The sequence below is a fragment of the Lentzea sp. NPDC036949 genome (genome assembly GCF_055608075.1).
The window spans coordinates 1,015,938-1,040,537 of sequence record NZ_JBVJRA010000001.1 but is presented as its reverse complement, the minus strand read 5'-3'; the positions used below and the strand labels follow the sequence as shown (position 1 = coordinate 1,040,537).

Annotated in this window: 22 protein-coding genes, 1 tRNA gene and 2 pseudogenes; 5 read left to right on the top strand and 20 right to left on the bottom strand. The window is 69.6% G+C overall.

Features of this window, described 5'->3' with window-relative positions:
- Positions 1 to 242: 242 nt before the first annotated feature.
- Together ACZ7CD_RS05280 and ACZ7CD_RS05275 are read right to left on the bottom strand one after the other, a co-directional pair.
- Positions 243 to 316 (bottom strand) — tRNA-Pro (locus ACZ7CD_RS05280).
- 18 nt (positions 317 to 334) lie between these two features.
- Positions 335 to 1,288 carry a metallophosphoesterase gene (locus tag ACZ7CD_RS05275; protein ID WP_360385041.1) on the bottom strand — a complete coding sequence of 318 codons (954 nt, stop codon included), beginning with the start codon at positions 1,286 to 1,288 and terminating at the stop codon, positions 335 to 337.
- A gap of 68 nt (positions 1,289 to 1,356) precedes the next feature.
- On the opposite strand from ACZ7CD_RS05275, the gene ACZ7CD_RS05270 reads away from it, so the two are divergent.
- Positions 1,357 to 1,827, top strand: a complete 471-nt coding sequence (locus ACZ7CD_RS05270; protein WP_470378341.1) for a GatB/YqeY domain-containing protein — start codon at positions 1,357 to 1,359, stop codon at positions 1,825 to 1,827.
- Between the two features lie 33 nt (positions 1,828 to 1,860).
- Here ACZ7CD_RS05270 and ACZ7CD_RS05265 read toward each other — a convergent pair whose 3' ends face one another.
- From ACZ7CD_RS05265 to ACZ7CD_RS05245, 5 genes are all read right to left on the bottom strand, one after another.
- On the bottom strand, positions 1,861 to 3,033 hold the full coding sequence (locus ACZ7CD_RS05265) for an MFS transporter (RefSeq protein WP_470378340.1): 1,173 nt from the start codon (positions 3,031 to 3,033) through the stop codon (positions 1,861 to 1,863).
- 61 nt (positions 3,034 to 3,094) lie between these two features.
- A complete protein-coding gene (locus ACZ7CD_RS05260) occupies positions 3,095 to 4,492 on the bottom strand; it encodes a gluconokinase (RefSeq protein ID WP_470376053.1) in 1,398 nt (465 codons plus the stop codon).
- Positions 4,489 to 5,229, bottom strand: coding sequence for a class I SAM-dependent methyltransferase (locus ACZ7CD_RS05255; protein WP_470378339.1), 741 nt, complete (start codon positions 5,227 to 5,229; stop codon positions 4,489 to 4,491). The genes ACZ7CD_RS05260 and ACZ7CD_RS05255 overlap by 4 nt, the downstream gene beginning before the upstream one ends.
- Before the next feature lie 154 nt (positions 5,230 to 5,383).
- Entirely contained in the window at positions 5,384 to 6,448 is a 1,065-nt protein-coding gene (locus tag ACZ7CD_RS05250; protein WP_360385031.1) for an aspartate-semialdehyde dehydrogenase, read from the bottom strand.
- Positions 6,445 to 7,710, bottom strand: a complete 1,266-nt coding sequence (locus tag ACZ7CD_RS05245) for an aspartate kinase (protein WP_360385028.1) — start codon at positions 7,708 to 7,710, stop codon at positions 6,445 to 6,447. The genes ACZ7CD_RS05250 and ACZ7CD_RS05245 overlap by 4 nt, the downstream gene beginning before the upstream one ends.
- 106 nt (positions 7,711 to 7,816) lie before the next feature.
- On the opposite strand from ACZ7CD_RS05245, the gene ACZ7CD_RS05240 reads away from it, so the two are divergent.
- Both ACZ7CD_RS05240 and ACZ7CD_RS05235 read left to right on the top strand, forming a co-directional pair.
- Positions 7,817 to 9,037, top strand: a complete 1,221-nt coding sequence (locus ACZ7CD_RS05240; protein ID WP_458429698.1) for a hypothetical protein — start codon at positions 7,817 to 7,819, stop codon at positions 9,035 to 9,037.
- Positions 9,037 to 9,597 carry a nitroreductase family protein gene (locus tag ACZ7CD_RS05235; RefSeq protein WP_360385024.1) on the top strand — a complete coding sequence of 187 codons (561 nt, stop codon included), beginning with the start codon at positions 9,037 to 9,039 and terminating at the stop codon, positions 9,595 to 9,597. The genes ACZ7CD_RS05240 and ACZ7CD_RS05235 overlap by 1 nt, the downstream gene beginning before the upstream one ends.
- On the opposite strand, the gene ACZ7CD_RS05230 is transcribed toward ACZ7CD_RS05235, so the two are convergent.
- The 3 genes from ACZ7CD_RS05230 to ACZ7CD_RS05220 are packed head-to-tail and all read right to left on the bottom strand — an operon-like array spanning position 9,583 to position 10,695.
- On the bottom strand, positions 9,583 to 10,083 hold the full coding sequence (locus ACZ7CD_RS05230; RefSeq protein WP_470378338.1) for an NUDIX domain-containing protein: 501 nt from the start codon (positions 10,081 to 10,083) through the stop codon (positions 9,583 to 9,585). The genes ACZ7CD_RS05235 and ACZ7CD_RS05230 overlap by 15 nt on opposite strands.
- 9 nt (positions 10,084 to 10,092) lie before the next feature.
- Entirely contained in the window at positions 10,093 to 10,380 is a 288-nt protein-coding gene (locus tag ACZ7CD_RS05225) for a hypothetical protein (protein WP_360385020.1), read from the bottom strand.
- Between the two features lie 18 nt (positions 10,381 to 10,398).
- Positions 10,399 to 10,695 carry a hypothetical protein gene (locus ACZ7CD_RS05220; RefSeq protein WP_360385018.1) on the bottom strand — a complete coding sequence of 99 codons (297 nt, stop codon included), beginning with the start codon at positions 10,693 to 10,695 and terminating at the stop codon, positions 10,399 to 10,401.
- A 399-nt stretch (positions 10,696 to 11,094) separates the two neighbouring features.
- Here ACZ7CD_RS05220 and leuA point away from each other — a divergent pair, with 399 nt between their 5' ends.
- Entirely contained in the window at positions 11,095 to 12,888 is a 1,794-nt protein-coding gene (leuA, locus tag ACZ7CD_RS05215) for a 2-isopropylmalate synthase (RefSeq protein ID WP_458429699.1), read from the top strand.
- On the opposite strand, the gene ACZ7CD_RS05210 is transcribed toward leuA, so the two are convergent.
- From ACZ7CD_RS05210 to ACZ7CD_RS05195, 4 genes and pseudogenes are all read right to left on the bottom strand, one after another.
- On the bottom strand, positions 12,878 to 13,744 hold the full coding sequence (locus ACZ7CD_RS05210) for a hypothetical protein (RefSeq protein WP_470378399.1): 867 nt from the start codon (positions 13,742 to 13,744) through the stop codon (positions 12,878 to 12,880). The two genes, leuA and ACZ7CD_RS05210, sit on opposite strands and share 11 nt — an antisense overlap.
- Positions 13,745 to 13,750: 6 nt before the next feature.
- A pseudogene (locus tag ACZ7CD_RS05205) lies at positions 13,751 to 14,955 on the bottom strand (MFS transporter); the annotation flags it as partial.
- Positions 14,956 to 14,984: 29 nt separating this feature from the next.
- Positions 14,985 to 16,553 (bottom strand): discoidin domain-containing protein, encoded by a 1,569-nt coding sequence (locus ACZ7CD_RS05200; RefSeq protein WP_470378337.1) that lies wholly within the window; start codon positions 16,551 to 16,553, stop codon positions 14,985 to 14,987.
- 152 nt (positions 16,554 to 16,705) lie between these two features.
- Entirely contained in the window at positions 16,706 to 17,401 is a 696-nt protein-coding gene (locus tag ACZ7CD_RS05195) for a DUF4184 family protein (RefSeq protein WP_470378336.1), read from the bottom strand.
- Between the two features lie 91 nt (positions 17,402 to 17,492).
- Between ACZ7CD_RS05195 and ACZ7CD_RS05190 the strand changes: the two are divergent.
- A pseudogene (locus ACZ7CD_RS05190) lies at positions 17,493 to 17,915 on the top strand (DedA family protein); the annotation flags it as partial.
- 20 nt (positions 17,916 to 17,935) lie between these two features.
- Here ACZ7CD_RS05190 and ACZ7CD_RS05185 read toward each other — a convergent pair.
- The 6 genes from ACZ7CD_RS05185 to ACZ7CD_RS05160 form a co-directional block, all read right to left on the bottom strand.
- Complete coding sequence (locus ACZ7CD_RS05185) at positions 17,936 to 18,517, bottom strand: TetR/AcrR family transcriptional regulator (RefSeq protein WP_360385006.1); 582 nt, start codon at positions 18,515 to 18,517, stop codon at positions 17,936 to 17,938.
- A 177-nt stretch (positions 18,518 to 18,694) separates the two neighbouring features.
- A complete protein-coding gene (locus tag ACZ7CD_RS05180) occupies positions 18,695 to 19,801 on the bottom strand; it encodes an ABC transporter ATP-binding protein (protein ID WP_360396894.1) in 1,107 nt (368 codons plus the stop codon).
- On the bottom strand, positions 19,798 to 20,796 hold the full coding sequence (locus ACZ7CD_RS05175) for an ABC transporter ATP-binding protein (RefSeq protein WP_458429703.1): 999 nt from the start codon (positions 20,794 to 20,796) through the stop codon (positions 19,798 to 19,800). Before ACZ7CD_RS05175 ends, ACZ7CD_RS05180 begins: the two co-directional genes overlap by 4 nt.
- Positions 20,797 to 20,802: 6 nt before the next feature.
- A complete protein-coding gene (locus ACZ7CD_RS05170; RefSeq protein WP_360396896.1) occupies positions 20,803 to 21,726 on the bottom strand; it encodes an ABC transporter permease in 924 nt (307 codons plus the stop codon).
- Positions 21,727 to 21,730: 4 nt separating this feature from the next.
- Positions 21,731 to 22,735: an ABC transporter permease gene (locus ACZ7CD_RS05165; RefSeq protein WP_360396897.1), complete on the bottom strand. Its 1,005-nt coding sequence runs from the start codon at positions 22,733 to 22,735 to the stop codon at positions 21,731 to 21,733.
- Positions 22,736 to 22,778: 43 nt separating this feature from the next.
- A complete protein-coding gene (locus tag ACZ7CD_RS05160; protein ID WP_360396898.1) occupies positions 22,779 to 24,458 on the bottom strand; it encodes an ABC transporter substrate-binding protein in 1,680 nt (559 codons plus the stop codon).
- Positions 24,459 to 24,600 lie beyond the last annotated feature (142 nt).

The following is a 24,600-nucleotide window of genomic DNA, read 5'->3' as shown; positions in this document are numbered from 1 at the left end:
ACTGCTGCGGCCGTCCGTGTCGATACGTGTCGCCCGATCGTGTGATGTTTGAGCGTGGATTCACTACTTTTTCCGGGAAGTGCGGGACCTTCGACTCTGCGCATCAGACCGTGTCCCAGCGAGACCCGCAGCAGCCGCCGGCGACCACCGCCGAGGCGCGGCCCGAGCGGGCGGAAATCGTTCCGCACAAACAAAAATCGGGCCTGGCACCATCGCATGATGGAACCAGGCCCGATTCTCAATCGGGGTGACAGGATTTGAACCTGCGACCTCTTCGTCCCGAACGAAGCGCGCTACCAAGCTGCGCCACACCCCGGTGGGAACGAGTAGAACTCTACATCATGTTCTTCCCAGCTCCGAATCGGACCCCCTCATTACGGCCCTGACCAGGCATGACCGGCCTCGGAACGAGGGTCAGCAGCGAGGCTTCCGGAGGGCAGCAGAAACGCACCGGGGCGTAGGGCGAGGTGCCCATGCCGGCCGACACGTTCATCCACATGTGGGAGCCCCAGCGGGAGACGCCGCGGGCGCGGCCGCGGTCGAGCTCGCAGTTCGTGACCAGGGCGCCGTAGAACGGGACGCGGAGCTGGCCGCCGTGGGTGTGGCCCGCCATCACGAAGTCGTAGCCGTCGGCCGCGAACGGGTCGAGGACGCGGGGTTCCGGGGAGTGCGTGACGCCGAGGCGCAGGGCGGCCCTGGGGTCCGGGGTGCCGGCGATGTCGGCGTAGCGGTCGCGCTTGAGGTGCGGGTCGTCGAGGCCCGCGGCGAACACGGTCTGGCCTGCGACCTCGATGGAGCGGCGGACGTGGGTGAGGTCGTGCCAGCCGCGTTCGATCATCCCGGCGCGCAGGTCGCGCCACGGGAGGGTGACGCCGTGGATGCGCTTGGTCTTGGCCGAGGGCAGCAGGTAGCGGACCGGGTTCTTCATCCGCGGGGCGTAGTAGTCGTTGCTGCCGAAGACGAAGAGGCCGGGGCGGTCCAGCAGGGGGCCCAGTGCGCGCAGGACGGCGGGGACGGCGTCCTTGTGGGCGAGGTTGTCGCCGGTGTTCACGACCAGGTCCGGGTCCAGGTCGTTCAGCGCGGCGACCCAGCGCTGCTTGGAGACCTGGTTCGGGGTCATGTGCAGGTCTGAGATGTGCAACACCCTCATCGGCTTGGCGCCGGGGGCGAGAACGGGGACCGTCGCGGTGCGCAGGGTCCAGTGCCTTCTCTCGATTCCCGCCGCGTACGCGATGGTCGCGGTGCCGAGGGCGGTCGTGGCGAGGAGCGCGCGGCCGAGCTTGTTCACGTGTCAAGGGTACGGAAGACGGATAACTCGATCGGCGCCGCATCCGGCGGGCGGTACCGTTCTGCGCCATGGCGGAGTTGAAGACGCGGCTGCAGAACGACCTGACTGCGGCCATGAAGGCCAGGGAGACGGTCACGGCCGGCGCTCTGCGCATGGCCCTCACGGCGGTGACGAACGAGGAGGTCGCGGGCGAGCAGGCCCGTGTGCTCAGCGACGACGAGGTCGTGAAGGTGCTGATGCGCGAGGCCAAGAAGCGCAAGGAGGCCGCGGAGGCCTTCGCGGGTGCGGGGCGCGCGGAGAAGGCCGAGCTGGAGCGGGCCGAGCTCGCCGTTCTGGAGGCGTACCTGCCGAAGCAGCTCGACGACGCCGAGATCGCGTCCATTGTGGACAGGGCGGTGGCCGCGCTGGCCGAGCAGTCCGGTGAGACGCCCGGCCTGAAGCAGATGGGTCAGGTCATGAAGGCCGTCAACGCCGAGGTGGCCGGTCGCGCCGAGGGTGGCCGGGTGGCCGCCGCGGTGAAGGCGAAGCTGACCTCCTGAGAACGGGAAGGCCCCTCCGCGGAGGGGCCTTCGTCAGGCCGGCACGCGGTCGCGCCGCCGGGCGAGCAGCCAGCCGATCCCCGCCACCGCCAGCCCGCCCGCGCCGACCACCACGTACCCGAGCGGTGCGCCGCCGTGGTCGATCGCCACGCCGGCGAGCGGTGAGCCGATCGCGCTGCCGATGGTGAACGCCGAGCCCTGCAACCCCATGGCGAGCCCGCGTGCCGTGGCCGGGGCGAGCCGGCTGATGTGCTCGCCGGACGCCGCGATCAGCGGCGCGCACATGAGGTTCATCGGGATGAGCAGCAGGCACAGCCACAGCACGCTGCCGTCGCCCAGTCCCACCGGCATCTCGAACAGCCCCATCAACGCCAGCAGCACGAGCACGCTCGGCGTCCGCTTCACCCCGCCGTAGACCAGGCCGCCGGTGATCGACGACGCGCACATGGCGAAGAACGCGATCCCGAGCCAGCTCTGCTTGCCGGCGTGCTCCAGGCTCGCGATCGTCGAGACCTCCATGCCCACCAGGCAGAGCGTCGCTCCCGCGCACACCACGAACACCCCGACGACCGGACCGCGCAGCCATTCCCGCACCCGCGGCTTCTGGCCGTCGAGGACCTCGTCCTGGTGCACCATCGGCGGGTTCGCCGCGTACAGCAGGACACCCGCGACCAGGATCGAGATGCCGATGGAGACCAGCGCCGCGCTGGTGGAGAACCGGGTCGCCACGAACACCCCGAGCGCGGGACCGGCCATGAACGACAGCTCGACGGAGATCGAGTCGAGCGACAGCGCGACCCGGCGCTGCGCCACCGGCACCAGCGCGGTGACGATCTGCCGGCCGACCGACATCATCGGCACGCTGAGCAGGCCCACGGCGAACGACGCCGCCAGCAGCACCCAGTACGACATCAACGGCGCGACCAGCCAGAACGTGCCCGACGCCGTGACGCTCAGCGCGAGCATCGTGCGCAGGCCGCGCTCGTCGATCAGCTTGCCCATCAGCGGGGCGCCCAGCCCCATGCCGACGGTGCCGGCCGCGCCGACCAGCCCGGCCGCGCCGTAGCCCTTGTCCAGCGTGACGGCGACGTGCAGCGTGAGGATCACGCCGGTCGCCGCCGACGGCATCCGCGCAAACAACATCAACAGCACCAGCGGGCGGACCCTGGGCAGCGCGAGGACGTGTTTGAACGGGGCGAGGTTCACACCCCATGCTTACTTTGCCTGGCTAATGATTTAACAGCGCGTTTTCTTGATGTACTCAAGATCACACGGAGTAGAGGTCCTCCAGCGCCCGGTAGGCCTTCGCCACGAACGGCCGGGCCATCGCGTACCGCGTGATCGCGTCCGGGTCCGGCGTGATCGTCCTGATCGGCCGCACGAGGTCGACGGTCAGCGACTCGATCACGCCCAGCGACCGCCACGCCAGCAGCGCGGCGCCCACGGCCGAGCCGCCGCTGTCCTCGGTGAGGTGCAACGGCATCCCGAGCGCGTTCGCCAGCACCTGAGCCCAGACCTGCGCGCGGAACGCCCCGCCGGTGATCCGGATCGACTCGACCAGCGGAACGGCGTCGAGCACGAGCGCGAGCTGCTGGCAGGCGCCCTCGACGAGGGCCTTGGTGATCTGCGCCGGCGTGTGTTCGCGGCGCAGGCCGAGCAACGCGGCGTGCGCGGTCGGGTCCCACCACGGCGCGCGCTCGCCGAGCAGGTACGGCAGCGCCACCAGCCCGTCGGAGTCGGCGTGCAGCGCCTGGTCGAGCAGGTCGCCGACCGGGACGCCGAACGTCTCGGACGCCCACTGCGCGACCACGCCGCCGTTGCTGATCGCCCCGCCCCGCACCCACAGCCCCTCGGCGATGGCGTAGCTGAACGTGCGGCCCTGGTCGTCGATGCCCGGTCCCAGCTGGGCCACCCGCAGCGCACCCGAGGTGCCGAGCGACACCGCCCCCGCGCCGGGCGTGGCCGCGCCGACGCCGAGGTTGCCCAACGGCCCGTCGCCACCGCCGACGACGACCGGAATCCCCTTGCGCAGCCCCGGGATCTCCGCGGTCAACGGCGTGGCGTGCGTGGGGTCGACGAGCGGCGGGAGCTGGTCCGCGGTGACCCCGGCGAACTCCAGCGACGGCGCGTGCCACTGCAGCGAGTGGATGTCCATCAGGCCCGTGCCGGAGCCGGACGAGTGCTCGTTCAGCAGCACGCCGGTCAGGTGCAGGTGCACGAAGTCCTTGATCTCGCACCACTTCGCGGCCCGCACGCCGTTCTCGTGGAACCAGGCGAGCTTCATCAGCGGCGTGAACGAGTGGATCGGCGCGCCGGTCATCCGGTGCAGCTCGCGCCCCTCCTCGGTGCCGCGCAACCGTTCCGTCTGCTCGACCGCGCGGTTGTCGGCCCAGCTGAGCGACTCGGTGACGGGCCTGAGGTCCGCGTCCAGCCCCATGATCGTGTGCATCGCGCCGGTCAATGCGATGGCGCGCACGTCGTCGGAGGCCAGCTCGCGCAGCGCGTCGAACGCTGCCGCGAGCACCACCAGCGGGTCGTGCGTCGCCTCAAGACCGCTGGTGCGCATGGGATATCTGCGCTCGGTCGAGGCGACCACGCGCGCCTGCTCGTCCACCGCGACCACCTTCGTGGCCGTGGTGCCCAGGTCGACCGCCAGGACGATCACGACTCGCCCCTCGCCGCGCTGAAGACCGCGAAGCTCGGCGAGGTCCGCAGCGGTTCCCAGAACTCGGCGCCGCGGTCGTCGTCCGGCAGCACGACGGGGTGGCGCGTCACGTCCGCGAGCCCAGCACGCCGCAACGCCTCGTCGAACACGCCGCGCTCCCAGAAGAAGGAGTCGAAGTCGAACGGCGGGTCGCCCAGCACGTGCACGCGGACCGGCTGCTTGACGTCCATCGGCCCGGTGCGGGTGATCTCGTAGCCGTAGCGGCCGTACTGCGCGAACAGGTCCCAGTCGCCGTCCGGGTTCGGCACCACGACGACGATCCGCCCGCCGGGCGCGAGGTTCGCGGTCAGGTTGCCGATCATGACGTCGAGCGCGCGCACGTCGTCGGCGTACCCGAGCAGCCACACGGCCGTGACGACGTCGAACTCGCCGAGCACCGGCAGGTTCGTGGCGTCGTGCTGGGCGTAGGTGATGCCGCGCGGCTCGCGGTCCTCGACGTACCGGGCGTAGCCGACCATCTCACCGGCCGAGTCGACGCCCACGACCCGCGTCGCACCGAGGTCGTGGAAGAGCCGCGGGTAGAACCCGGTGCCGCAGGCCACGTCCAGCACGCTCCGGCCGCGCACGTCCCCGACTGCCGACAGCAGCGTGGCGCGTTCGGCCAGTCCGGTCGGGATGTGCTTGGCGCGCTCGTAGACCGCCCCCAGCGCGTCGTACTGCTCGTCGCTCTCCGCCATGCCGACCACCCTAGGTGGGCGGGTGGCGGCGGAACCACTCCCCGGCCGCCTGCGCGGTGGGTCCGGGTCGTTGCAGCGGCTCAGGTCCCGTTCGGACAGCAGAAGGCCCCTGTCACCGGAGTCGGCTCGGGTGACAGGGGCCCTCCACGTCGGCTCAGAGGCGCTTCGCGAGCTCTTCCGCGACCTCGTAGGTGTTCAGCGCGGCGCCCTTGCGCAGGTTGTCGCCGCACACGAAGAAGTCGAGCGTGTTCGGGAAGTCCAGCGCCTGCCGCACGCGGCCCACGTACGTGGGGTCGCCGCCCACGACCTCGGCGGGCGTCGGGAACTTGCCCGCCGCCGGGTCGTCGACGAGGACGATGGTCGGCTGCTCGGAGAAGATCTTGTGCGCCGCCTCGACGGTGACCTCACGGGCGAACGTCGCGTGGACGGCCAGCGAGTGCGTGGTCACGACGGGAACGCGCACGCAGGTGGCGGAGACCTTCAGGTCGGGGATGCCGAGGATCTTGCGGGCCTCGTTGCGGACCTTCAGCTCCTCCGACGACCAGCCGTCGTCCTTCACCGAACCCGCCCACGGCACCACGTTCAGCACCAGCGGGGCCGGGAACGGCGAGTCCTCGGCGGACAGACCGGCGGCGGACAGCGCCTGCGCCACGTCACCCGCGACGACCCCCGCCTCCTTGCCGGCCAGCGCGCTGATCTCGGCGTACAGGCGGTCGATGCCGGACTGGCCCGCGCCGGACGCCGCCTGGTAGGAGGCGACGACGAGTTCCTTGAGCTCGAACTCGCGGTGCAGGGCACCGAGCGCCGCCATCATCGACAGCGTCGTGCAGTTCGGGTTCGCGATGATGCCGCGCGGGCGGTTGTCGATCTGGTCCGCGTTGACCTCGGGCACGACCAGCGGCACGTCCGCGTCCATGCGGAACGCGCCGGAGTTGTCGATCGCGATGGCACCGCGCTCGGCGGCGATCGGGGCCCACTCGGCCGAGACCTCGTCCGGCACGTCGAACATCGCGATGTCGACGCCGTCGAAGGCCTCCGGCGAGAGCGCGACGACCGTGAGCTCCTGGCCGCGCACGTTGATCTTCTTGCCCGCCGAGCGCGCGGACGCGATCAGCCGGATCTCGCCCCACGGCACGGAGGAGCGGGTGTTCATGATGTCGATCATCACGGTGCCCACGGCACCGGTCGCGCCCACCAGCGCGAGCACGGGGGCGGTCATCGGCCAGTCCCTGCGTAGACGACGGCCTCTTCGTCGGTGCCCAGGTCGAACGCGTCGTGCAGGGCGCGCACGGCGTCGTCGAGCTGGGTGTCGCGGCAGATGACCGAGATGCGGATCTCCGAGGTGGAGATGATGTCGATGTTGACGCCGGCCGTGGCCAGCGCCTCGCAGAACGTGGCCGTGACACCGGGGTGCGAGCGCATGCCCGCGCCGATCAGCGACACCTTGCCGACGTGCTCGTCGTAGAGGACCTGGTCGAACCCGATCTCGCCGCGGGCCTTCTCCAGTGCGGCCACCGCACGCGGGCCGTCGTCCTTCGACAGCGTGAACGTGATGTCGGTGCGGCCGGAGGCGGCCTGCGAGACGTTCTGCACGACCATGTCGATGTCGAGCTCCGCCTGCGCCACCACCCGGAAGATCTTGGCCGCGATGCCGGGGTGGTCGGGGACGGCGGTAACGGTGATCTTGGCTTCGGACCGGTCGTGCGCGACGCCGGTGATCATCGCCTGTTCCACGGAAGCGTCCTCCACTGAACCGGACACGATGGTTCCGGTCTTGTTGCTGAACGACGAACGGACGTGCACGGGGACGCCGTAGCGGCGGGCGTACTCCACACAGCGGAGCATCAGCACCTTCGCGCCGCAGGCGGCCATCTCGAGCATTTCCTCGTAGGTGATCGTGTCGAGCTTCCTCGCGTTCGGCACGATGCGCGGGTCGGCGGTGTAGACGCCGTCCACGTCGGTGTAGATCTCGCACACGTCGGCCTTCGTCGCCGCCGCGAGCGCCACCGCCGTGGTGTCGCTGCCGCCGCGACCGAGCGTGGTGATCTCCTTGGAGTCCTGGCTCACGCCCTGGAACCCGGCGACGATCGCGATCGCCCCGTCCGAGAGCGCGTCCTGGATCCGGCTCGGCGTCACGTCGATGATCCGGGCCTTGCCGTGCACGGACGTCGTGATCACGCCGGCCTGCGAGCCCGTGTAGGACCGCGCCTCGGCACCCAGCGTGTTGATCGCCATGGCGAGCAGCGACATCGAGATCCGCTCACCCGAGGTGAGCAGCATGTCGAGCTCGCGCACCGGCGGCACCGGGGCGACCTGGTGGGCGAGGTCGAGCAGCTCGTCGGTCGTGTCGCCCATGGCCGACACGACGACAACGACGTCGTTGCCCGCCTTCTTGGTCGCGACGATGCGCTCGGCCACGCGTTTGATCCGCTCGGCACTTCCCACCGATGAACCGCCGTACTTCTGGACGACGAGCGCCACCGACCCAACCTCCCTCACACGCGACTAAAACCGCACGTCGTAGGCAGCCTACCCGGACCACCTGGTGAGACTCTGGAGCCGTGATGCGCGTGACTACTCTGTCCGGGTGTCGTCAGTCGATGTGGTGGAGGCTTCTCCCTCGATGCCCGAACGCGCTCCGCGACCCCGCGTCGGCGAGCTGCTGAGACACCCCGCCGCGCTGTGGGTCGCCCCGGCGCTCATCTACCTCTTCGTGCGCCAGCTCGGCCTGGTCGTGCTCGGCTGGATGGTCGACCACCAGAACAGCCGCGGCGGCACGCGGATGACCGTGGCCGGCGAGCTGGGCTCGTGGGACGGCGAGTGGTTCCTGGCGATCGCCGAGCACGGCTACAACGGCGTGCCGATGCGCCTGGTCGACGCGGCGGGCAAGCGGTCGGCGGAGACCCCGCTCGCGTTCTTCCCCGGCTACCCGGCGCTGGTCAGGTGGGTCGACGGCCTGCCGGGCGTGAGCGTGCAGGGCGCGGCGTTCGCGGTGAGCCTGATCAGCGGCCTGTTCTGCGCGTACGGCCTGTTCGTGCTCGGCCGCGCGGTCCGCACCGGCTCCTCGCGTGCCGGTCTGGTGCTGGTCACGCTGTTCGCCGCCTCCCCCATGGGCATCGTGCTGTCGATGACCTACTCCGAGGCCACATTCTGCGCGTTCGCCGTGTGGGCGCTGGTCGGCGTGGTGCGCAGGCAGTGGGTCGTGGCGGGTGTCTGCTGCGCGGCCGCGGGTCTGGTCCGCCCGACCGCGGGCGCGCTGATCGCGGCGGTCTGCCTGGCCGCCCTGGTCGCGGTCCTCGGCGACCGGCGCGACTGGCGGGCGTGGGCCGGTGGCCTGGTCGCCCCGGTCGGCCTGCTGGGCTACCTCGGCTGGGTGGCCGTCCGCACCGGCGACCTCGCCGGCTGGTTCGGCGTGCAGCAACGCGGCTGGGGCTCGAAGTTCGACGGCGGCGAGGCGACCTGGACGTTCGCCCTGCAACACCTCGGCGAACCGCGCTCGGCGCTGGAGATCGGCACGGTCTGGCTGCTGGTGCTGGCCATCGCCCTGGTCGTCTACGCCTTCCAGCGCCGCCTGGAGTGGCCGCTGGTCGTCTACGGCATCGGCGTGCTGGTCATGGACCTCGGCTCGAACGGCCTGATGAACTCGAAGGCCCGCCTGCTGCTGCCGGCGTTCACGCTGCTGGTGCCGCTGGCCCTGGTCCTCGCGCGCCGCCGGCTGTCCACCCTCGTGACCGTGCTCGGCGTGACCGTCCTGTTCAGCGCCTGGTTCGGTGCGTACGCGCTCGCCGTTTGGGACTATGCGATCTGATGAACGAGCTGATCTCGCAGCGCTGGAGCCCTCGCGCCTTCTCCGCTGACGCCACCGTGTCCGACGACGAGCTGCGCGTGCTGCTGGAGGCCGCCCGCTGGGCCCCGTCGCACGGCAACAGCCAACCCGCCCGGTTCGTCGTGGGCCACCGCGGCACCCCGACGTTCGACAAGGTCTTCGACACCCTGCGCCCCGGCAACCAGACGTGGGCGGTGCGCGCCTCCGTGCTGCTCGTCGGCTGCGTGCTCACGACCGACGACCGCGGACCGATCCCGAACGCCGAGTTCGGCCTGGGTCTCGCGATGGAGAACATCGCCCTGCAGGCCGTCGACCTGGGCCTGGTCACGCACATGATGGGCGGCTTCGACAGGGAAGCCACCCACACCGCGTTCGCGATGCCCGCCGACGTGCGCCCGCTGGTGGCGATGGCCGTGGGCCGGATCGGGGACCTCGCGGACCTGCCGGAGGACCTCCAGGCTCGCGAACAGCGGGAACGCCAGCGGTTGCCGTTGTCCGAGACGGTGTTCACCGGCACCTGGGGCGAGTCACTGTTCGGTTGAGAAGTACTTCGTGGCGACCTCGTTGTGCAGCGGGAACGCCAACGGCTCGCACTCGAAGATGACCTTCCGCTCGGACGCCTCCTCGTTCGGCACGAACGGCGGCATGTCCTCGGCGTTGATGGCGGGCGCGGTGGCGAACAACAGCACCGTGCCGCCGTCCGGCGTGGACACGAAGTGCAACGGCCGCAGCTCACCGGGGTCGACGCTGACGCCGGCCTCCTCTTCGAGCTCGCGCGCCGCACTGCGCTGCCACGACTCGCCGCGCTCCATGAACCCGCTGACGAACGCCAGCTGCCCGACCGGCGGGATGGCGCGCCGCACCGTGAGCAACCCGGTCCTGGGCCCGTCCTTGACCGGCACGAGCAGCACGACGACCGGCGACGGGTTCGCCCACACCATGTGCGCACAGCGGGGGCACTTGCGGGGGTATGCGGACGTGTCCGCGTACGCGGTGCCGCAGTTGTCGCAGAAGTCGTCGCGCGCCATGGCCGAACGCTAGCCGAGACGCCTCACGAGTTTGAGGACGATCGCTCGAACGGCCAGCCAGAAGATCGCCGCCAACCCGAAGTTGACGATGGTCCGCAGCTTCGCATCGCTCGGCTCGAACAGGTTCCTGAACGCCAAGGACACCGGCTCGGCAATCGCCTTGACGGTGCTGGTGATGGGATTTTCCGGGTTGGCCCCGCCGACGGTGAGCACGACGTGAACGACGAGCACCACCGCCAGCGCGAGGCCGACCCAGCTCAAGATCCCTGCGACGATTCCGACCACGCGCGTACGCATGGGTCAGGAATCTACTCTTCAGTAGCGTGACACCGCGCGGGCGAGCAGGCCGGTGACGACCAGCCAGAACACGGCGGCGAGTCCGTAGTTGAGCAGGACATCGACGTTGTAGTTGCCCGTGGCGAACAGACCGGGGAAGAACAGGGCGAGCGGTTCCGCGAGGGAGCCGACAAACCGGAAGAACGCGTTGGCCTGGTTCGCGCCGAGCACGATCATGAGGATGTACAGGACCTCGATGATCGCGAAGACCGCACCGATGCCGCTGATCACGCGTGAAGCCGTGCCGCGGCCACTAGTCGTACGTAATCTGGACATACCTGAAAACTTCCCGGGTTTGTGTTGCTTCAAACCGCAGGCTTGCGCAGGGGTCCCCTTTGTTTTCGGCGCCCCTGCGTTCGACCGTACTCGCTGCACCGACAGGGTCATTGCGCTGAGCTGGACGGACGCACGGGCCGACCGGCGCGGGCTTTGGTCGAGCCGGAGCCCCGGGAACAGCCGCCTCGCCAGGCTGGAAGTACGCCGCGCCGAACAGCCACGTCCCACGATCCGGTCGTCGAGTTCCATCTCCCCCTCCCCTATGGCTACTCTGTTCGGCGTGTGGCGTTCCCTCCTGCTTCGCTGCCGTGACGGGGTCTGATCCAGACCGGCCCCCCGTCGCGGGACTCAGCGTTGCCGCCGGTCGTCTGATTCACGACCAGCAGGAGCTACCCCGAAATGTCTGCCTCACCTGACGCGTACACCTCCGGTTCGAGCCGCATCCGCCAGCCCGCGCGCCCGGCCCCGTCGACGCAGCCCCCCTGGAACCCGCAGCTGGGCAGCAGCATGCCGTTCCACCGCTACCGCCCGTTCCACGAGGTGGTGGAGGTCGTCGACGTACCCGACCGCACCTGGCCGGCCAAGCGCGTCGAGAAGGCGCCGCTGTGGTGCGCGGTCGACCTGCGCGACGGCAACCAGGCGCTGATCGACCCCATGTCGCCCGCGCGCAAGCGGAAGATGTTCGACCTGCTGGTGCGGATGGGCTTCAAGGAGATCGAGGTCGGGTTCCCGGCGGCCAGCCAGACCGACTTCGACTTCGTCCGGGAGATCATCGAGGACGGCGCGGTGCCGGACGACGTGACGATCCAGGTGCTGACGCAGTGCCGCGAGGAGCTGATCGCGCGGACGTTCGAGTCGCTGCGCGGGGCTCGCAAGGCGATCGTGCACTTCTACAACTCGACGTCGATCCTGCAGCGGCGGGTGGTGTTCCGCAGCGACCGCGAGGGCATCAAGAAGATCGCCGTGGACGCCGCGAAGTTCGCGAAGGCGCAGGAGGCGGGCTACCCGGAGACCGAGTTCCGCTACGAGTACTCGCCCGAGTCCTACACCGGCACCGAGCTGTCCTACGCGCTCGAGGTCTGCAACGCGGTCACCGCGGTCATCCAGCCGACGCCGGAGCGGCCGCTGATCATCAACCTGCCCGCCACCGTCGAGATGGCCACGCCGAACGTCTACGCGGACAGCATCGAGTGGATGTCGCGCAACCTGGACAGCCGCGACTCGATCATCCTGAGCCTGCACCCGCACAACGACCGCGGCACCGGCGTCGCCGCTGCGGAGCTGGGGTACCTGGCCGGTGCTGACCGGATCGAGGGCTGCCTGTTCGGCAACGGCGAGCGGACCGGCAACGTGTGCCTGGTGACGCTGGCGATGAACATGTTCAGCCAGGGCATCGACCCGCAGCTCGACTTCAGCGACATCGACGAGGTCCGCAGGACCGTCGAGTACTGCAACCAGCTGCCGGTGGCCGAGCGGCACCCGTACGGCGGTGACCTGGTGTTCACCGCGTTCTCCGGCTCGCACCAGGACGCCATCAAGAAGGGCCTGGAGGCGCTGGAGGCCGACGCGAAGGACGCGGGCCAGCACGTCGACGAGTACCCGTGGGAGGTCCCGTACCTGCCGATCGACCCGAAGGACGTGGGCCGCAACTACGAGGCCGTCATCCGGGTCAACTCGCAGTCCGGCAAGGGCGGTGTGGCGTACCTGATGAAGCAGGAGCACCACCTGGACCTGCCGCGCCGGCTGCAGATCGAGTTCTCGCGGGTGATCCAGGAGGTCACCGACACGCAGGGCGGCGAGATCGGCCCGAAGGAGATGTGGGACGCCTTCGCGGAGGAGTACCTGCACGGCAAGGTCCCGCTGCACCTGCTGCGGCACCGGGCGTCGTCGGACGGCAGCGGGCGCGAGGAGATCACCGCCGTGCTGCTGATCGACGGCGAGGAGCACGAGATCACCGGGGCGGGCAACGGCCCGATCGCCGCGTTCGTCGACGCGCTCGCGTCCATCGGGTACGACGTGCGGGTCATGGACTACGCCGAGCACGCGCTGTCCGCCGGTGACGACGCCCGCGCGGCCGCCTACGTGGAGTGCGCCGTGGGCGACCGCGTGCTGTGGGGCGTGGGCATCGACTCGTCGACCGTCGCGGCGTCGTTCCGCGCGATCGTCAGCGCCGTCAACCGCGCTAACCGGTAGCGACGGACGGGGAGGACGCGTGCGGCACCAGCTGCCGCGGCGCGCCCTCCCCGTTCGCCGGCACGGCCCAGATGCCCTCGCCGGGCAGGCCGTAGGCGATGGTGTCGTCGTCGAGCCACACGACCTGGTCGTCGATCCCGCGGGTCTCGGCCAGCGGTGTCTCCACCATCGTGGTCAGGTCGAGCACGTGCTGGCGCCACGGTCGCGCGCCGTCGCCGGGCACGCGCTTCTTGAACGCCACCTTCTTGCCGTCCGGTGACAGCGACGGGCATTCCGCGTTCTCCCGCAGCGTTGTCGCGGACTCGTCGGTCGAGTCGCCGCGCACCAGGTAGGTCTTGCCGGCGGTGCTCATCGTGGCGAAGTAGGTGCGGTCGTCGGCGGCGAACGTGACGCCCCACCAGTTCATGTCGTTGGTCGTCTTCATGCCGGCGACGCTCGTGCCCTCGACGTTGCTGGCGTACACCTCGGTCTCCTGGTCGAAGATCGCGGTGCGGGTGGAGAACGTGCCGGCCTGCGCGTACGAGTCGCCGGTGACGAACGTCGTCCACGACGCCATCCGCCCGTCCGCGGACAGCTTGGCGCGGTTGGGCACGCCGTCGACCTCCACTCGCCGGCGCTCGGTCAGGCCGCGGTCGACGAACACCGCGGTCGCACCGGGCAACGGGCCCGCGGCGTCCGCGAGGCACAGCCCCCGGCCGCCGGAGGTGTAGAAGCGCTTGCAGGACAACGAGCTGACCCGTCGTGGACCGGACGGGTCGGTCAGCGGCACGGACGCCACCTTGCCGCTCGCCTCGTCCACGAACAGCAGCCGGCCGGACGAGAGCTCGACCGGACCCCGTTCCACGGCAACGGAGATCTCGCCGGGAGTGCGCAGGGCGTAGGCGGTGGCACCGGCGCCGAGCACGACCACGGCGGCGATGACGATCAGGACCCTCCTCACGCGAACCACGTCCACAGTGCACCGAAGAGGACGGAGGAGGCGGCACGGGCGAGGACCTGGCCGGTCTGCAGGAGGGCCAGACCGGAGGTGCGCAGCTCGTCGGGGACCATCGGCCCGGCGACGGCCATCAGCACCCCGTCCGTGCACGCGTAGAACACCCCGTGCAGCAGCAGGACGCCGACCAGCAGGGTGATCCCGGACGCGCCCGCGAGCAGCGCGTACGCACCGAGCAGGGCGAGGTGGCCGGCGAGGAAGATCCGCCACCGCCCGACCCGGTCGGCCAGCGACCCCAGTGGCACGGCGGCGAGCAGGTACACGCCGGCCGTGCCGAGGGGCAGCAACGCGATGTAGGCGAGCTCGACGTCGAGCTTCTTCTGCAGCAACAGGTAGACGAAACCGTCGCCGAGCGTCAGGAACCCGAGCCCGCACGCGACCAGGCAGACCCGCCGGAACGGCCTGGACCGCAACAGCCCGAAGGCGTTCCGCAGCGACACCGCCACGCGGGGCAGCACGTCGCGGTGGTCGCGGACGAAGAGCACGAGCACCAGGAAACCCAGTGCGGCGAAGCAGAAGCTGACGACGAACACCACGTCGTAGCGCGCGGGCAGCGTCCACAGCAGGCAGAACGCGACCAGCGGGCCGAGGAACGCGCCGACGGTGTCCATGGCGCGGTGGACGCCGAAGGCGCGGCCGAGCGCCGAGGGCTCGCTGCTCAACGTGATCAGCGCGTCCCGCGGCGCGGTGCGCAGGCCCTTGCCGGTGCGGTCACCGGCGAGCACGAGCCCCATCGCGGTGGCCGAGGTCCCGGCGGCGAGCAGGCCGAGCTTGCCCAGCGCCGAGATCCCGTAGCCGAGGCCCGCGACGAACTTGCGGCGTTGCCAGCGGTCAGCCGCATGACCGCCGACGACGCGCACCAGTGCGGTCACACCGGTGTAGATGCCGTCGAGCACACCGAACTGCAGCGGGGAGAACCCCAGTCCCAGCACGAGGTAGAGCGGCAGGATCGCGGTGACCATCTCGGACGAGACGTCCGTGAGCAGGGACACCGCGCCCAGCGCGAGGACGTTCCCCGCGATCCTGCCGGTGCCGCCCGAAGCCGGGGCTTGTCTTGCGGTTGCGATGTACACGACGGCCTCCGATCAACAGCCAGGTGCGACTAGCGACAGGTGAAGGGACCGGCCTTGTCGCGCACCCGGCCCGCCGTGTCGATGACCTCCCACGAGTAGGAGCGACCGGACAGGGTGAACTTCACGACGCCGTGGGTGTCGGCGAACCACTTCTCGACCCCGGTGCGCGGCTTGACCGCGTCGTACAGGTAGTCGCCGCCGATGCCGATGATCGCCGAGCGCAGGCCGTTGGCCTCGTCGACCGCACCGCTCTTGTTGAGCGGCTTCAACCGCTCGTAGTGGTGGTCGTGCCCGCTGAGCACCAGGTCGGCCTTGGCGTCGGCGAAGACGTTCCACAGCGCCGACATCTTGGACTTGTCGCCGTACTCGCCGGAGTTGAACCGCGGGTGGTGCCAGTACCCGACGACGCACGCCTTGGTGTTCGCGGCGAGGTCGGCCTTCAGCCAGTCGAGCTGCGTCGAGTCGGCACCGGTGTCGTACATCTTCTGGGAGTCGAACGACACGAAGTGGAAGTCGCCGGCCTCCCAGCTGTAGTACGGCTTGCCGGCCGGGTAGGCCTGAGCGCCGAAGTACGACTTGTAACCGTTGAGGTTGTCCTCCCACTCGTGGTTGCCGGTCGCCGGGTGGGTGATGCTCTTGTAGCGGCCCCACGACTTGTCGTAGTGGTTGCGGAACTCGGTGAGCGTGCCGCTGTCGTACTGGTTGTCGCCGACCGTGAGGATGTGGTTCGGCTTGATCTGGTCGATGAGCTTCGCGGTCTCGTAGTGCTCGGTGTTCGTCAACGACGCGATGTCACCGGCGGCGACGACCGTGATGGTGTCGCCGGGTGCCGGCGGCCGGGTGGTCGCCTGCACCGCGTTGCTCGCGGCACTGAGGTTGCCGGCGGCGTCGCGCGCCTTGACGGTGTAGGTGAACGCCGTGCCGGAGGCCAGCCCGGTGTCGGTGAACGTGGTGCCGGTGGGCGTGCCGACGACGCTGCCGTTGCGCAGCACCTCGTAGCCGGTCACACCGACGTTGTCGGTCGCCGCGGTCCACTGCAGGCCGACCGAGCTGGACGTGGTGCCGGTGCTGGTCAGCCCGGACGGCGCGGTCGGCGCGGTCACGTCGCCGTTCGCCGAGCTGCCGTAGACCTCGAGCTCGAACAGCGAGTAGCCGTAGGCCGTGCCGCGTTTCGTGCCGTAGATCCGCACGTACCGGCCGGACGCGCTCAGCGCCGTCTCGTCGACGCCGCCGTTCTGCCCGGTCAGGGTCTTCTTGGTGCTCCACGACGAGCCGTCGCTCGACGTCTGGATCTTGTACTCGGAGGCGTACGCGGCCTCCCAGGTGAGCTTGACCTTGGAGATGGTGGCGGCGCCACCCAGGTCGACGGCGACCCACTGCGGGTCGACGCCTTCGAGGCTCGCCCACCGGGTGGTCGGATCTCCGTCGACGGCGTTGGCTCCGCCGAAGGTCTCGGCCTCGGTGGAGGAGGTGGTGGTGGGTTTGTTCGCCGAGAGCAGCGAGTCGGCCGCCTGCGCCGGTCCTGATGCCGCCAGAGGCGGAATCACCAGCGCCAGCACTGCGACGGCGACACCTGTTCTGGTGTGCTTTCTGATCACTTCGTCCTCCTGGGCAAGGGTGGCGGCGAAGGATTGGTAAACAAGCTTTCCTATTAAGGTCGGAGGTTAGACGTGCTCGAAGACACAGGTCAACGGCAGAAGTGCCGGATGAACGCGTGACAGATCAGCGCTTCACCGGCGGAACCGAGCAGTCATCGCCTGTCATGCGATGACTCGGCGAACCGCCACGCCGCGGCGTTGAGCAGCAGACCGGCGCCCAGCCCCTGCATACCGCCCACCAGCAGCGCGCGCACCCAGTCATACGCGCTGACCTGGCTGACCGGATCGGACAACGACCAGCCCGCGCCGACCACGACTGCGACGGCGATCAGCGCCCGGAACATGGACCGGGAAATCCCGGACCATGCCCGCCAGTCATGCCCCTTCGGACACCGTGCCGCCATCCAGCCCAACAGCAGCATGCCCCCTGCGGAGGACACGTAGCCGATCACGTTGTAGAGCCGATGGGGGCCGACGACCGACGTGGTCAACCAGTCCCACCGCTGCACGAACCACCCGTCGGTCTGCGTGACCGCGTCCCACACCAGGTGCGTCAGCACACCGGCCACCACGGAAAGCCCGCACCGCAGTGGCCGGCGCAACGGGCCGGGGTGCGGCACCCTCGTGCGCACGGGCTCCGGCGACAACGCCAGCACCGACGGCAGCAGCAAATGCCCGACCAGCAGCAACACCACCGCCGCCAGCGAGCCGCCCGGGACGTCGTGCATCGGCAGCACCGGCAGGTAGTAGCCCAGGTCGGGCGCGACCGCCCCCGCCACCAGCCCCGGGAACCACAGGAACCGGCGCAACGGCAGGACGGCGGCGGGATGGGCGAGGGTGAAGGGCACGCGAGAGTGTAGATCGACTTCCACCCTGTGGGCGGGCTGAAGAAACACCCAGGTCGGGATTGTTCAGCCGCGTCACGTACGTTCACAGATCATGAGCACCGCAGCCGCCAGTCTCGTCGTGCTGTTCCTGGTCGCCGTCGTGCCGCTGGCACCGACGGAGGCCGTGCTCATCGGCGCCGGTGTCCTGGCCGCGTCCGGTGAGGTTCCGCTGTACCTGGTGATCGCCGTGGCCGCCGCGGGCTGCCTGGCCAGCGACATGATCAACTTTACCGCAGGCCGCCGGATGGGCATGAGGGCCCTCGACAAGGTGAACAAGAACGCCAAGGCGCGGGCGATGGTGGTGTGGACCGCCGACCAGCTGGCGACCAGGGGCGAGACGATCCTGGTCGTGGCGCGGTTCCTGCCGGCGGGCGGCATCGTCGGCGCGATGCTCGCCGGGGCCCTGAAGTGGCCGCTGCGGCGCTTCCTGCCGGTCGCGACCGTCGGGTCCGTGGTGTGGAGCCTCTACCCCGCCACCGTGGGCTACATCGGCGGTCAGATCATCGACGAGGCCTGGCTCGCGATGCTGCTGTCCCTGGGCGTCGCGATGCTGATCTCCGTGCCGATCGGCATGGTGTGGCGTGCGCGCAACGCCAACCGCACCCTCTCGTACGCCGAGGCGTCGTCGTAGAGCACCGCGAACCGGTCGGCGGCCGTCAGCAGCGCGTCGACCTCGAACGCCAGCTGCGCGTCACCGCACAGCCGTTCCAGCAGTGACACCCAGCGCAGGTGGAACAGCATCAGCGCGTCGCGCACGCGGCCGGGTCTGGCCGCGAACTCCGAGCGCGTGACCACGAAGAAGCAGCCGCCGGGGAAGACGCGCCGCTTCGAGTAGTCGAGCCAGCGCCCGCACAGGTCGAGGACCGAGCCGCCGGCGACCACGACCTCGTGCGCGAAGATCTCCGACGCCGTGTGCACGGTCGCGAGCTGCAGCTCCTCCTTGGAGCCGAAGTGCGAGAACACCCCGCTCTTGCTCATGCCGAGCTCGACCGCGAGCCGCCCGATCGTGACTCCTTCGAGCCCGTCGACGGACGCGATCTCCGCCGCCCTCAGCAGGATCGCCGCACGACTGTCCATCCGCCCACGACAGCGGACCCCCCTCAAGCCCCACCCGCACTCCCCTCGAAACGAGTGCACGCGGGGAGCTTTCGTACTCTCCTGGAGCACGAAAGGTCCCCGCGTGCCCCTCGAAACGGCACGCGGGGGCCCCGCGTTCCCCGGAAGGGAACGCGGGGCCCCCGCGTGACATCGGAGCTACGGGTTGAGCGCCTCTGTGACGGAGGCCGGTCCGACCAGGGGGACGTCCGGGGAGAGGCCGTCGCCCTCCTCGACCAGGACCGGCTTCACCTCGTGCGGCTGGATCTCGCCGGAGCGGATCTGCTCGGCCCAGTGGCACGCGACCTTGTGACCGGGCTTGAGCTCGCGCAGCACCGGGCGTTCGGTGTCGCAGCGGGTCTGCTGCCGCCACGGGCACCGGGTGTGGAACCGGCAGCCGGTGGGCGGGTTCGCGGGCGACGGGAGGTCACCCGCGAGCAGGATCCGTTCACGCCGGTCCTCGATGACCGGGTCGGGCACCGGGATCGCCGACAGCAGCGCCCGCGTGTACGGGTGCAGCGGCTCGGCGTAGAGGTCCTCGGAGTCGGCCTCCTCGACCAGCCCGCCGAGGTACATCACGCCGACCCGGTCGGAGATGTGCTTCACGACCGCCAGGTCGTGCGCGATCACCAGGTAGGTCAGGCCGAACTGCTCCTGCAGGTCCTCCAGGAGGTTCACGACCTGCGCCTGCACCGACACGTCCAGCGCGGACACCGGCTCGTCGGCGACGATCAGGTCCGGCTCCAGCGCCAGCGCCCGCGCGATGCCGATGCGCTGCCGCTGACCGCCGGAGAACTCGTGCGGGTACTTGCGCAGGGCCGACGTCGGCAGGCCGACCGCGGTGAGCAGCTCGCGCAAGCGCTTGGCGGTCTCCTCCTTGCCCTTGTCCAGGCCGTGCGCCCGCAGGCCCTCGACCAGGATCGACTCCACGGACTGGCGCGGGTCGAGCGAGGACAGCGGGTCCTGGAACACCATCTGGATCCGGCGCCGCATCTTGCGCAGCTCCTCGCCCTTGAGGGCCGAGAAGTCCTGCCCGTCGAAGACCATCTTGCCCGCGGTCGGCTCGTTCAGCCGCAGCATCGCCCGCCCGAGGGTGGACTTGCCGCAACCGGACTCGCCGACCAGGCCGTAGGTCTCGCCGCGCCGGATCTCCAGGTCCACGCCGTCGACGGCGTAGACGTGGCCGACCGTGCGGTCGAAGAAGACACCGCGCTTGATCGGGAAGTGCACCTTCATGTCCTGCACGGACACCAGGGTCTCGCTCATACCGACACCTCCTCGGCGGCCGGGGTGCCCGGGACCACCGGGTTGTGGCAGCGGAGCAGGCGACCGAGCTTGTCGACCTCCGCGGGCGTCTCCGCACGGCAGACGTCGAGCGCGTTCGGGCACCGGGGGGCGAACGCGCAGGCGCTCGTCCACGGGATGTTGTCGGCGACCGAGCCCCTGATCGGCGTCAGCTTCTCGCCGCGCGGGGCGTCGAGCCGCGGGATCGACGCCAGCAGGCCGTGCGTGTACGGGTGGCGCGGCTCGGAGAAGAGCTTGTGCCGCATGGCCTTCTCGACCACCTTGCCGCCGTACAGCACGTTGACCTCGTCGCACAGGCCGGCGACGACACCCAGGTCGTGGGTGATCATCACGAGCGCGGTGCCGAGGTCCTGCACCAGTTCCTTCATCAGCGTGAGGATCTGGGCCTGGATGGTCACGTCCAGCGCCGTCGTCGGCTCGTCCGCGATCAGCAGCTTCGGCCGGCACGCCAGCGCGATCGCGATGAGCGCGCGCTGCCGCATGCCGCCGGAGAGCTGGTGCGGGTACTCCTTGAGCCGCCGGTTCGGGTCCGGGATGCCGACCTTGTCCAGCAGGTCCTTCGCCTCGATCATCGCTTCCTTGCGGGCCAGGCCGCGGTGCCGTTCGAGCACCTCGGTGACCTGCAGGCCGATCGGGACGACGGGGTTGAGCGACGACAGCGGGTCCTGGAAGACCATGCCGAGGTCGCGGCCGCGGCGGTCGCGCATCTCCCTGTCGGAGAGCTTGAGCAGGTCGGTGCCGTCGTAGTGCACCGAACCGGTGATCTTGGCGCCGCGCTTGGGCAGCAGTCTCATGATCGCCAGCGAGGTCACCGACTTGCCGCAGCCCGACTCGCCGACGAGCCCGACCGTCTGACCGGGTTCGACGTCGAAGCTGACGCCGTCGACCGCGGTGAACGGCTGTTCGCCCTTGCGCTGGAACACGACGGAGAGGTCACGAACTTCGAGCAGTGCCACGACGACTCACCGCCTGTTCTTCGGGTCGAGGGCTTCGCGCAGCGTCTCGCCCATGAGGGTGAAACCGAGCGCGACGATGATGATGCAGACCGCGGGCCACGCGGCGAGGTGCGGGTGGGTGTCGAACACCTTCTGCACGTCGCCGAGCATCTGGCCCCACTCCGGCACCCGGTCGTCCGGGTTGCCGAGGCCGAGGAACGACAGCGCCGCCGCCTCGATGATCGCGGTGGCCAGCACGAGCGTGGACTGCACGATCACGGGACCGAGCGAGTTCGGCAGCATGTGCCGGAACACGATCGCGCCCTTCTTCACGCCCAGCGCCGTCGCCGCGAGCACGTGATCGCTGTGCCGTTGCGCCAGCATCGAACCGCGCAGCAACCGGGCGAACACCGGGATCTGCACGATCGCGACCGCGAGGATCACGGTGAACTGGCTGGGCCGCGCGAACATCGCCGCGATGGAGAACGCGAGCAGCAGCGACGGCAGGGACAGCATGACGTCGACGACGCGCATGACGAGCGAGTCGACCCAGCCGCCGAGCGCGCCCGCGAGCGTGCCCAGGATCAGGCCGCCGGTCAGGCCGATGACCGTCGCGCCGATGCCGACGATCAGCGTCTGCTGCGAGCCGATCAGCAGGCGCGACAGGAAGTCGCGGCCCTGCAGGTCGCCGCCGAGCGGGTGGCCCGGCTGGGCGGGCGGGATCTCGTTGCGCGCCTTGACGACCTGGTCGATCAGCATCGGGTCGGCCGGGTTGTGCGGCGCGAGCCACGGCGAGAGCAGCGACACCGCGATGAAGATGCCGATGATCACCGCGCCGGTGAGGAACACCGGGCTGCGGCGCAGCCTCTTCCACGCGCTGGCGGCGAGCGAGGTGCCCGAGCTCTCCGCGAGACCGTCGATCTTTTCCTTCTTGGTCACTCCCAGTGCCACGGTCTCACCTCGTCCTGATGCGCGGGTCGATGAGCGCGTACGAGAGGTCGACCAGCAGGTTGACCACGACGTAGACGCTCGTGGCCATGATGATCAACAGCAGCAGCACCGGGTAGTCGCGCCGTTCGAACCCGATGGCGAGCGCCTCGCCGACACCGGGGAACGAGAACACCTTCTCGGTGAGCACCGCACCCGACAGCAGCGCACCGGTCTGCAGGCCGATCGTGGTGACGACCGGCAGCATCGCGTTGCGCAGCACGTGCCGGCGGCGGATCACCGGAGCGGTGAGGCCCTTCGACTCGGCCGTGCGCACGAAGTCCTCGTCGAGCACGTCGAGGACGGCGGCGCGGGTGATCCGGAAGATCACCGCGAACGGGATCGTCGCCAGCGCGACGGCCGGCAGGATCAGGTGTTCCAGCGCGTTGAACGTCGCGTCCCACTCGCCGGTGAGGATTCCGTCGAGGGTGAAGAAGCCGGTGACGCGGGTGGCGTCGATGGCGTCCTGGCGGCCGCTGGACGGCAGGCCGAGCGTGGACGACGCCACGCCCTTGAGCACGTAGGCCAGGAAGAACACCGGAACGGCGACACCGATGAGGGAGCCGACGACGCTGAGGTTGTCGAACCAGCCGCCGCGGCGCTTCGCGGCGAGGTAACCGAGCGGGACGCCGACCGCGATCGCGATGAGGATCGCGAAGAAGCTCAGTTCGAGCGTGGCGGGGAACCGCTGGAGGAAGATGTCGAGCGCCGAGTCACCGGGTTGGACACCGGTGGAGACGCCGAAGTCGCCGGTCGCCGCGCGACCGAGAAACTTGAAGTACTGCACGAAAATCGGTTGGTCGAGGCCGAGCTGCTTGGTGAGCTCCGCCGCCTTCTCCGGTGTGGAGCGGTCTCCCAGGAGGGCCGAGACCGGCCCTCCTGGGAGTACGCGCAGCCACGCGAAGAGCAGCAGCGAGAGCACCAGCACCACGCCGACCAGCTGGACCAGCCGTCGAATGGTGTAGCGGAGCACTGTGAGCTACCCCGTTGTTCTCTTGTGGTGGGAGCTGGTCGACTCAGCCCTTGGAGGCCGAACCGAACCTCTCGTCGGTCAACGGGCTCGGGACGACACCCTTGATGTCCGACTTGAACACCAGAGCGGGCGGGGAGTACGAGATCGGGATCGCGGGGAGGTACTCCTCCATGATCTTCTTGTTGACCTCTTCGTACAGCTTGGTGCGGTTGCCCTCGTTCGGCTCGGAGTTCGCCTTGGCGAGGTCGGAGGCGAGCGAGGCGCCCCACGCCGACACACCGGTGTTGAAGCGGTTGTCGGTGCGGCCGAAGAACGTGCCGACCCAGTTGTGGGCGGTGCCGTTGTCACCGGTCCAGCCGAGCAGGAACACGTCCGGGATGCCGTTGTCGACGTCGGTCAGGTAGCCGCCGTTCCACGGCTTGGTGACGACGTCCAGCTTGATGCCGGCCTTCTGCAGGTCGCCGGCGATGGCGCCCCACAGGTCCTTCGGGGACGGCATGTACGGGCGGGTGACCTCGGACGGCCAGTAGGCCTTCAGGGTCAGGTCGGTGGCACCGGCCTCGGCGAGCAGCGCCTTCGCCTTCTCGACGTCGTACTTCACCTCGGGGATCGACTTGTTGTAGCCGTTCACCGTGTCCGGCATGAACTGCGTCGCGACCTTGGCGCCCTCGGGCAGCTGCGACTTGACCAGCTGCTCGCGGTTGATCGCGTACATCAGGGCCTGGCGGACCTTGAGGTCGGCGAGCTTCGGGTTGTTCTTCTGGTTGATGCCCAGGTAGAACACGTTGAACGCCGGGCGGATCGCCACGTTGAAGCCGTCGGTCTTCAGACCGGCCCAGTCCGCCGCGTTCGGCAGGTCGTAGCCGTCGATGTCGCCGGCCTTGAGCGCCTGCTTGCGGGCGGTCTCGTCCGGGATGATCTTGAAGACGATCTTGTCCAGCTTGGCCTTGGTGCCGTGGTAGTCGTCGTTGCGGACCAGTTCGACGGTGTTGTTGGCCTTGTCGTACTTGCTGAACTTGAACGGGCCCGTGCCGGTCGGGTGCTCCGTGGCGTAGGCCGGGTAGGTGAACGAGTCACCTGCGGCCTGGACGTTGTCGGCGTCGTACTTCTTCAGCGCGTCGGGGCTGGAGATCGAGAACGACGTGAAGCCGAGGACCGACGGGAACTGCGAGGTGACCTCGTTCAGCTCGATGACCGCGGTCTTGGCGTCCTTGGCCGTGCAGGACTTGTACAGCGAGGGCTTGTCCGGCGTGCCCTTGAACCCGCCGAAGTTGTCCAGCCAGTACTGGGAGACGGCGTCGGACTGGCCGGCGCCCTTCTGGTTGTACCAGCGCTCGAAGTTGAAGCAGACCGCCTCGGCGTTGAACGCGGTGCCGTCGTGGAACTTCACGTTCTCCTTGAGGGTGAACGTCCACGTCTTGCCGTCAGCGGAGGGCTCGTACTTCTCGGCGAGCGCGGGCTCGACCTCGGCGGTGCCGGGCTTGAAGCCGACCAGACCCTCGTACATCTGACGGGCGACCCGGAAGGTCTCGCCGTCGGTCGCGTAGAACGGGTCGAACAGCTTCGGCGCGCCTGCGGCACCGAAGGTCAGCGTGCCGCCCTGCTGGCCGCCGCCCCCTGAGTCGCGCTGGGATTGCGCGCAACCGGACAGGGCCAGCGCGCTGACGCTGAGGAAGCCGATCGCGGCTACCCAACGGCGGCGAGCCGTTACTGAGTGGACCATCAAACACCCCTTGGACAATCCGCACATCTCACGGTGTGGTCGCCGACCATAACCGTTGTTCATACCCCTCCCGAGGTAGCTCAGGTCACGATCCGGCCACTAGACCAGGCATTCTGATACGTCCGGCGCATGCGCGCTGACC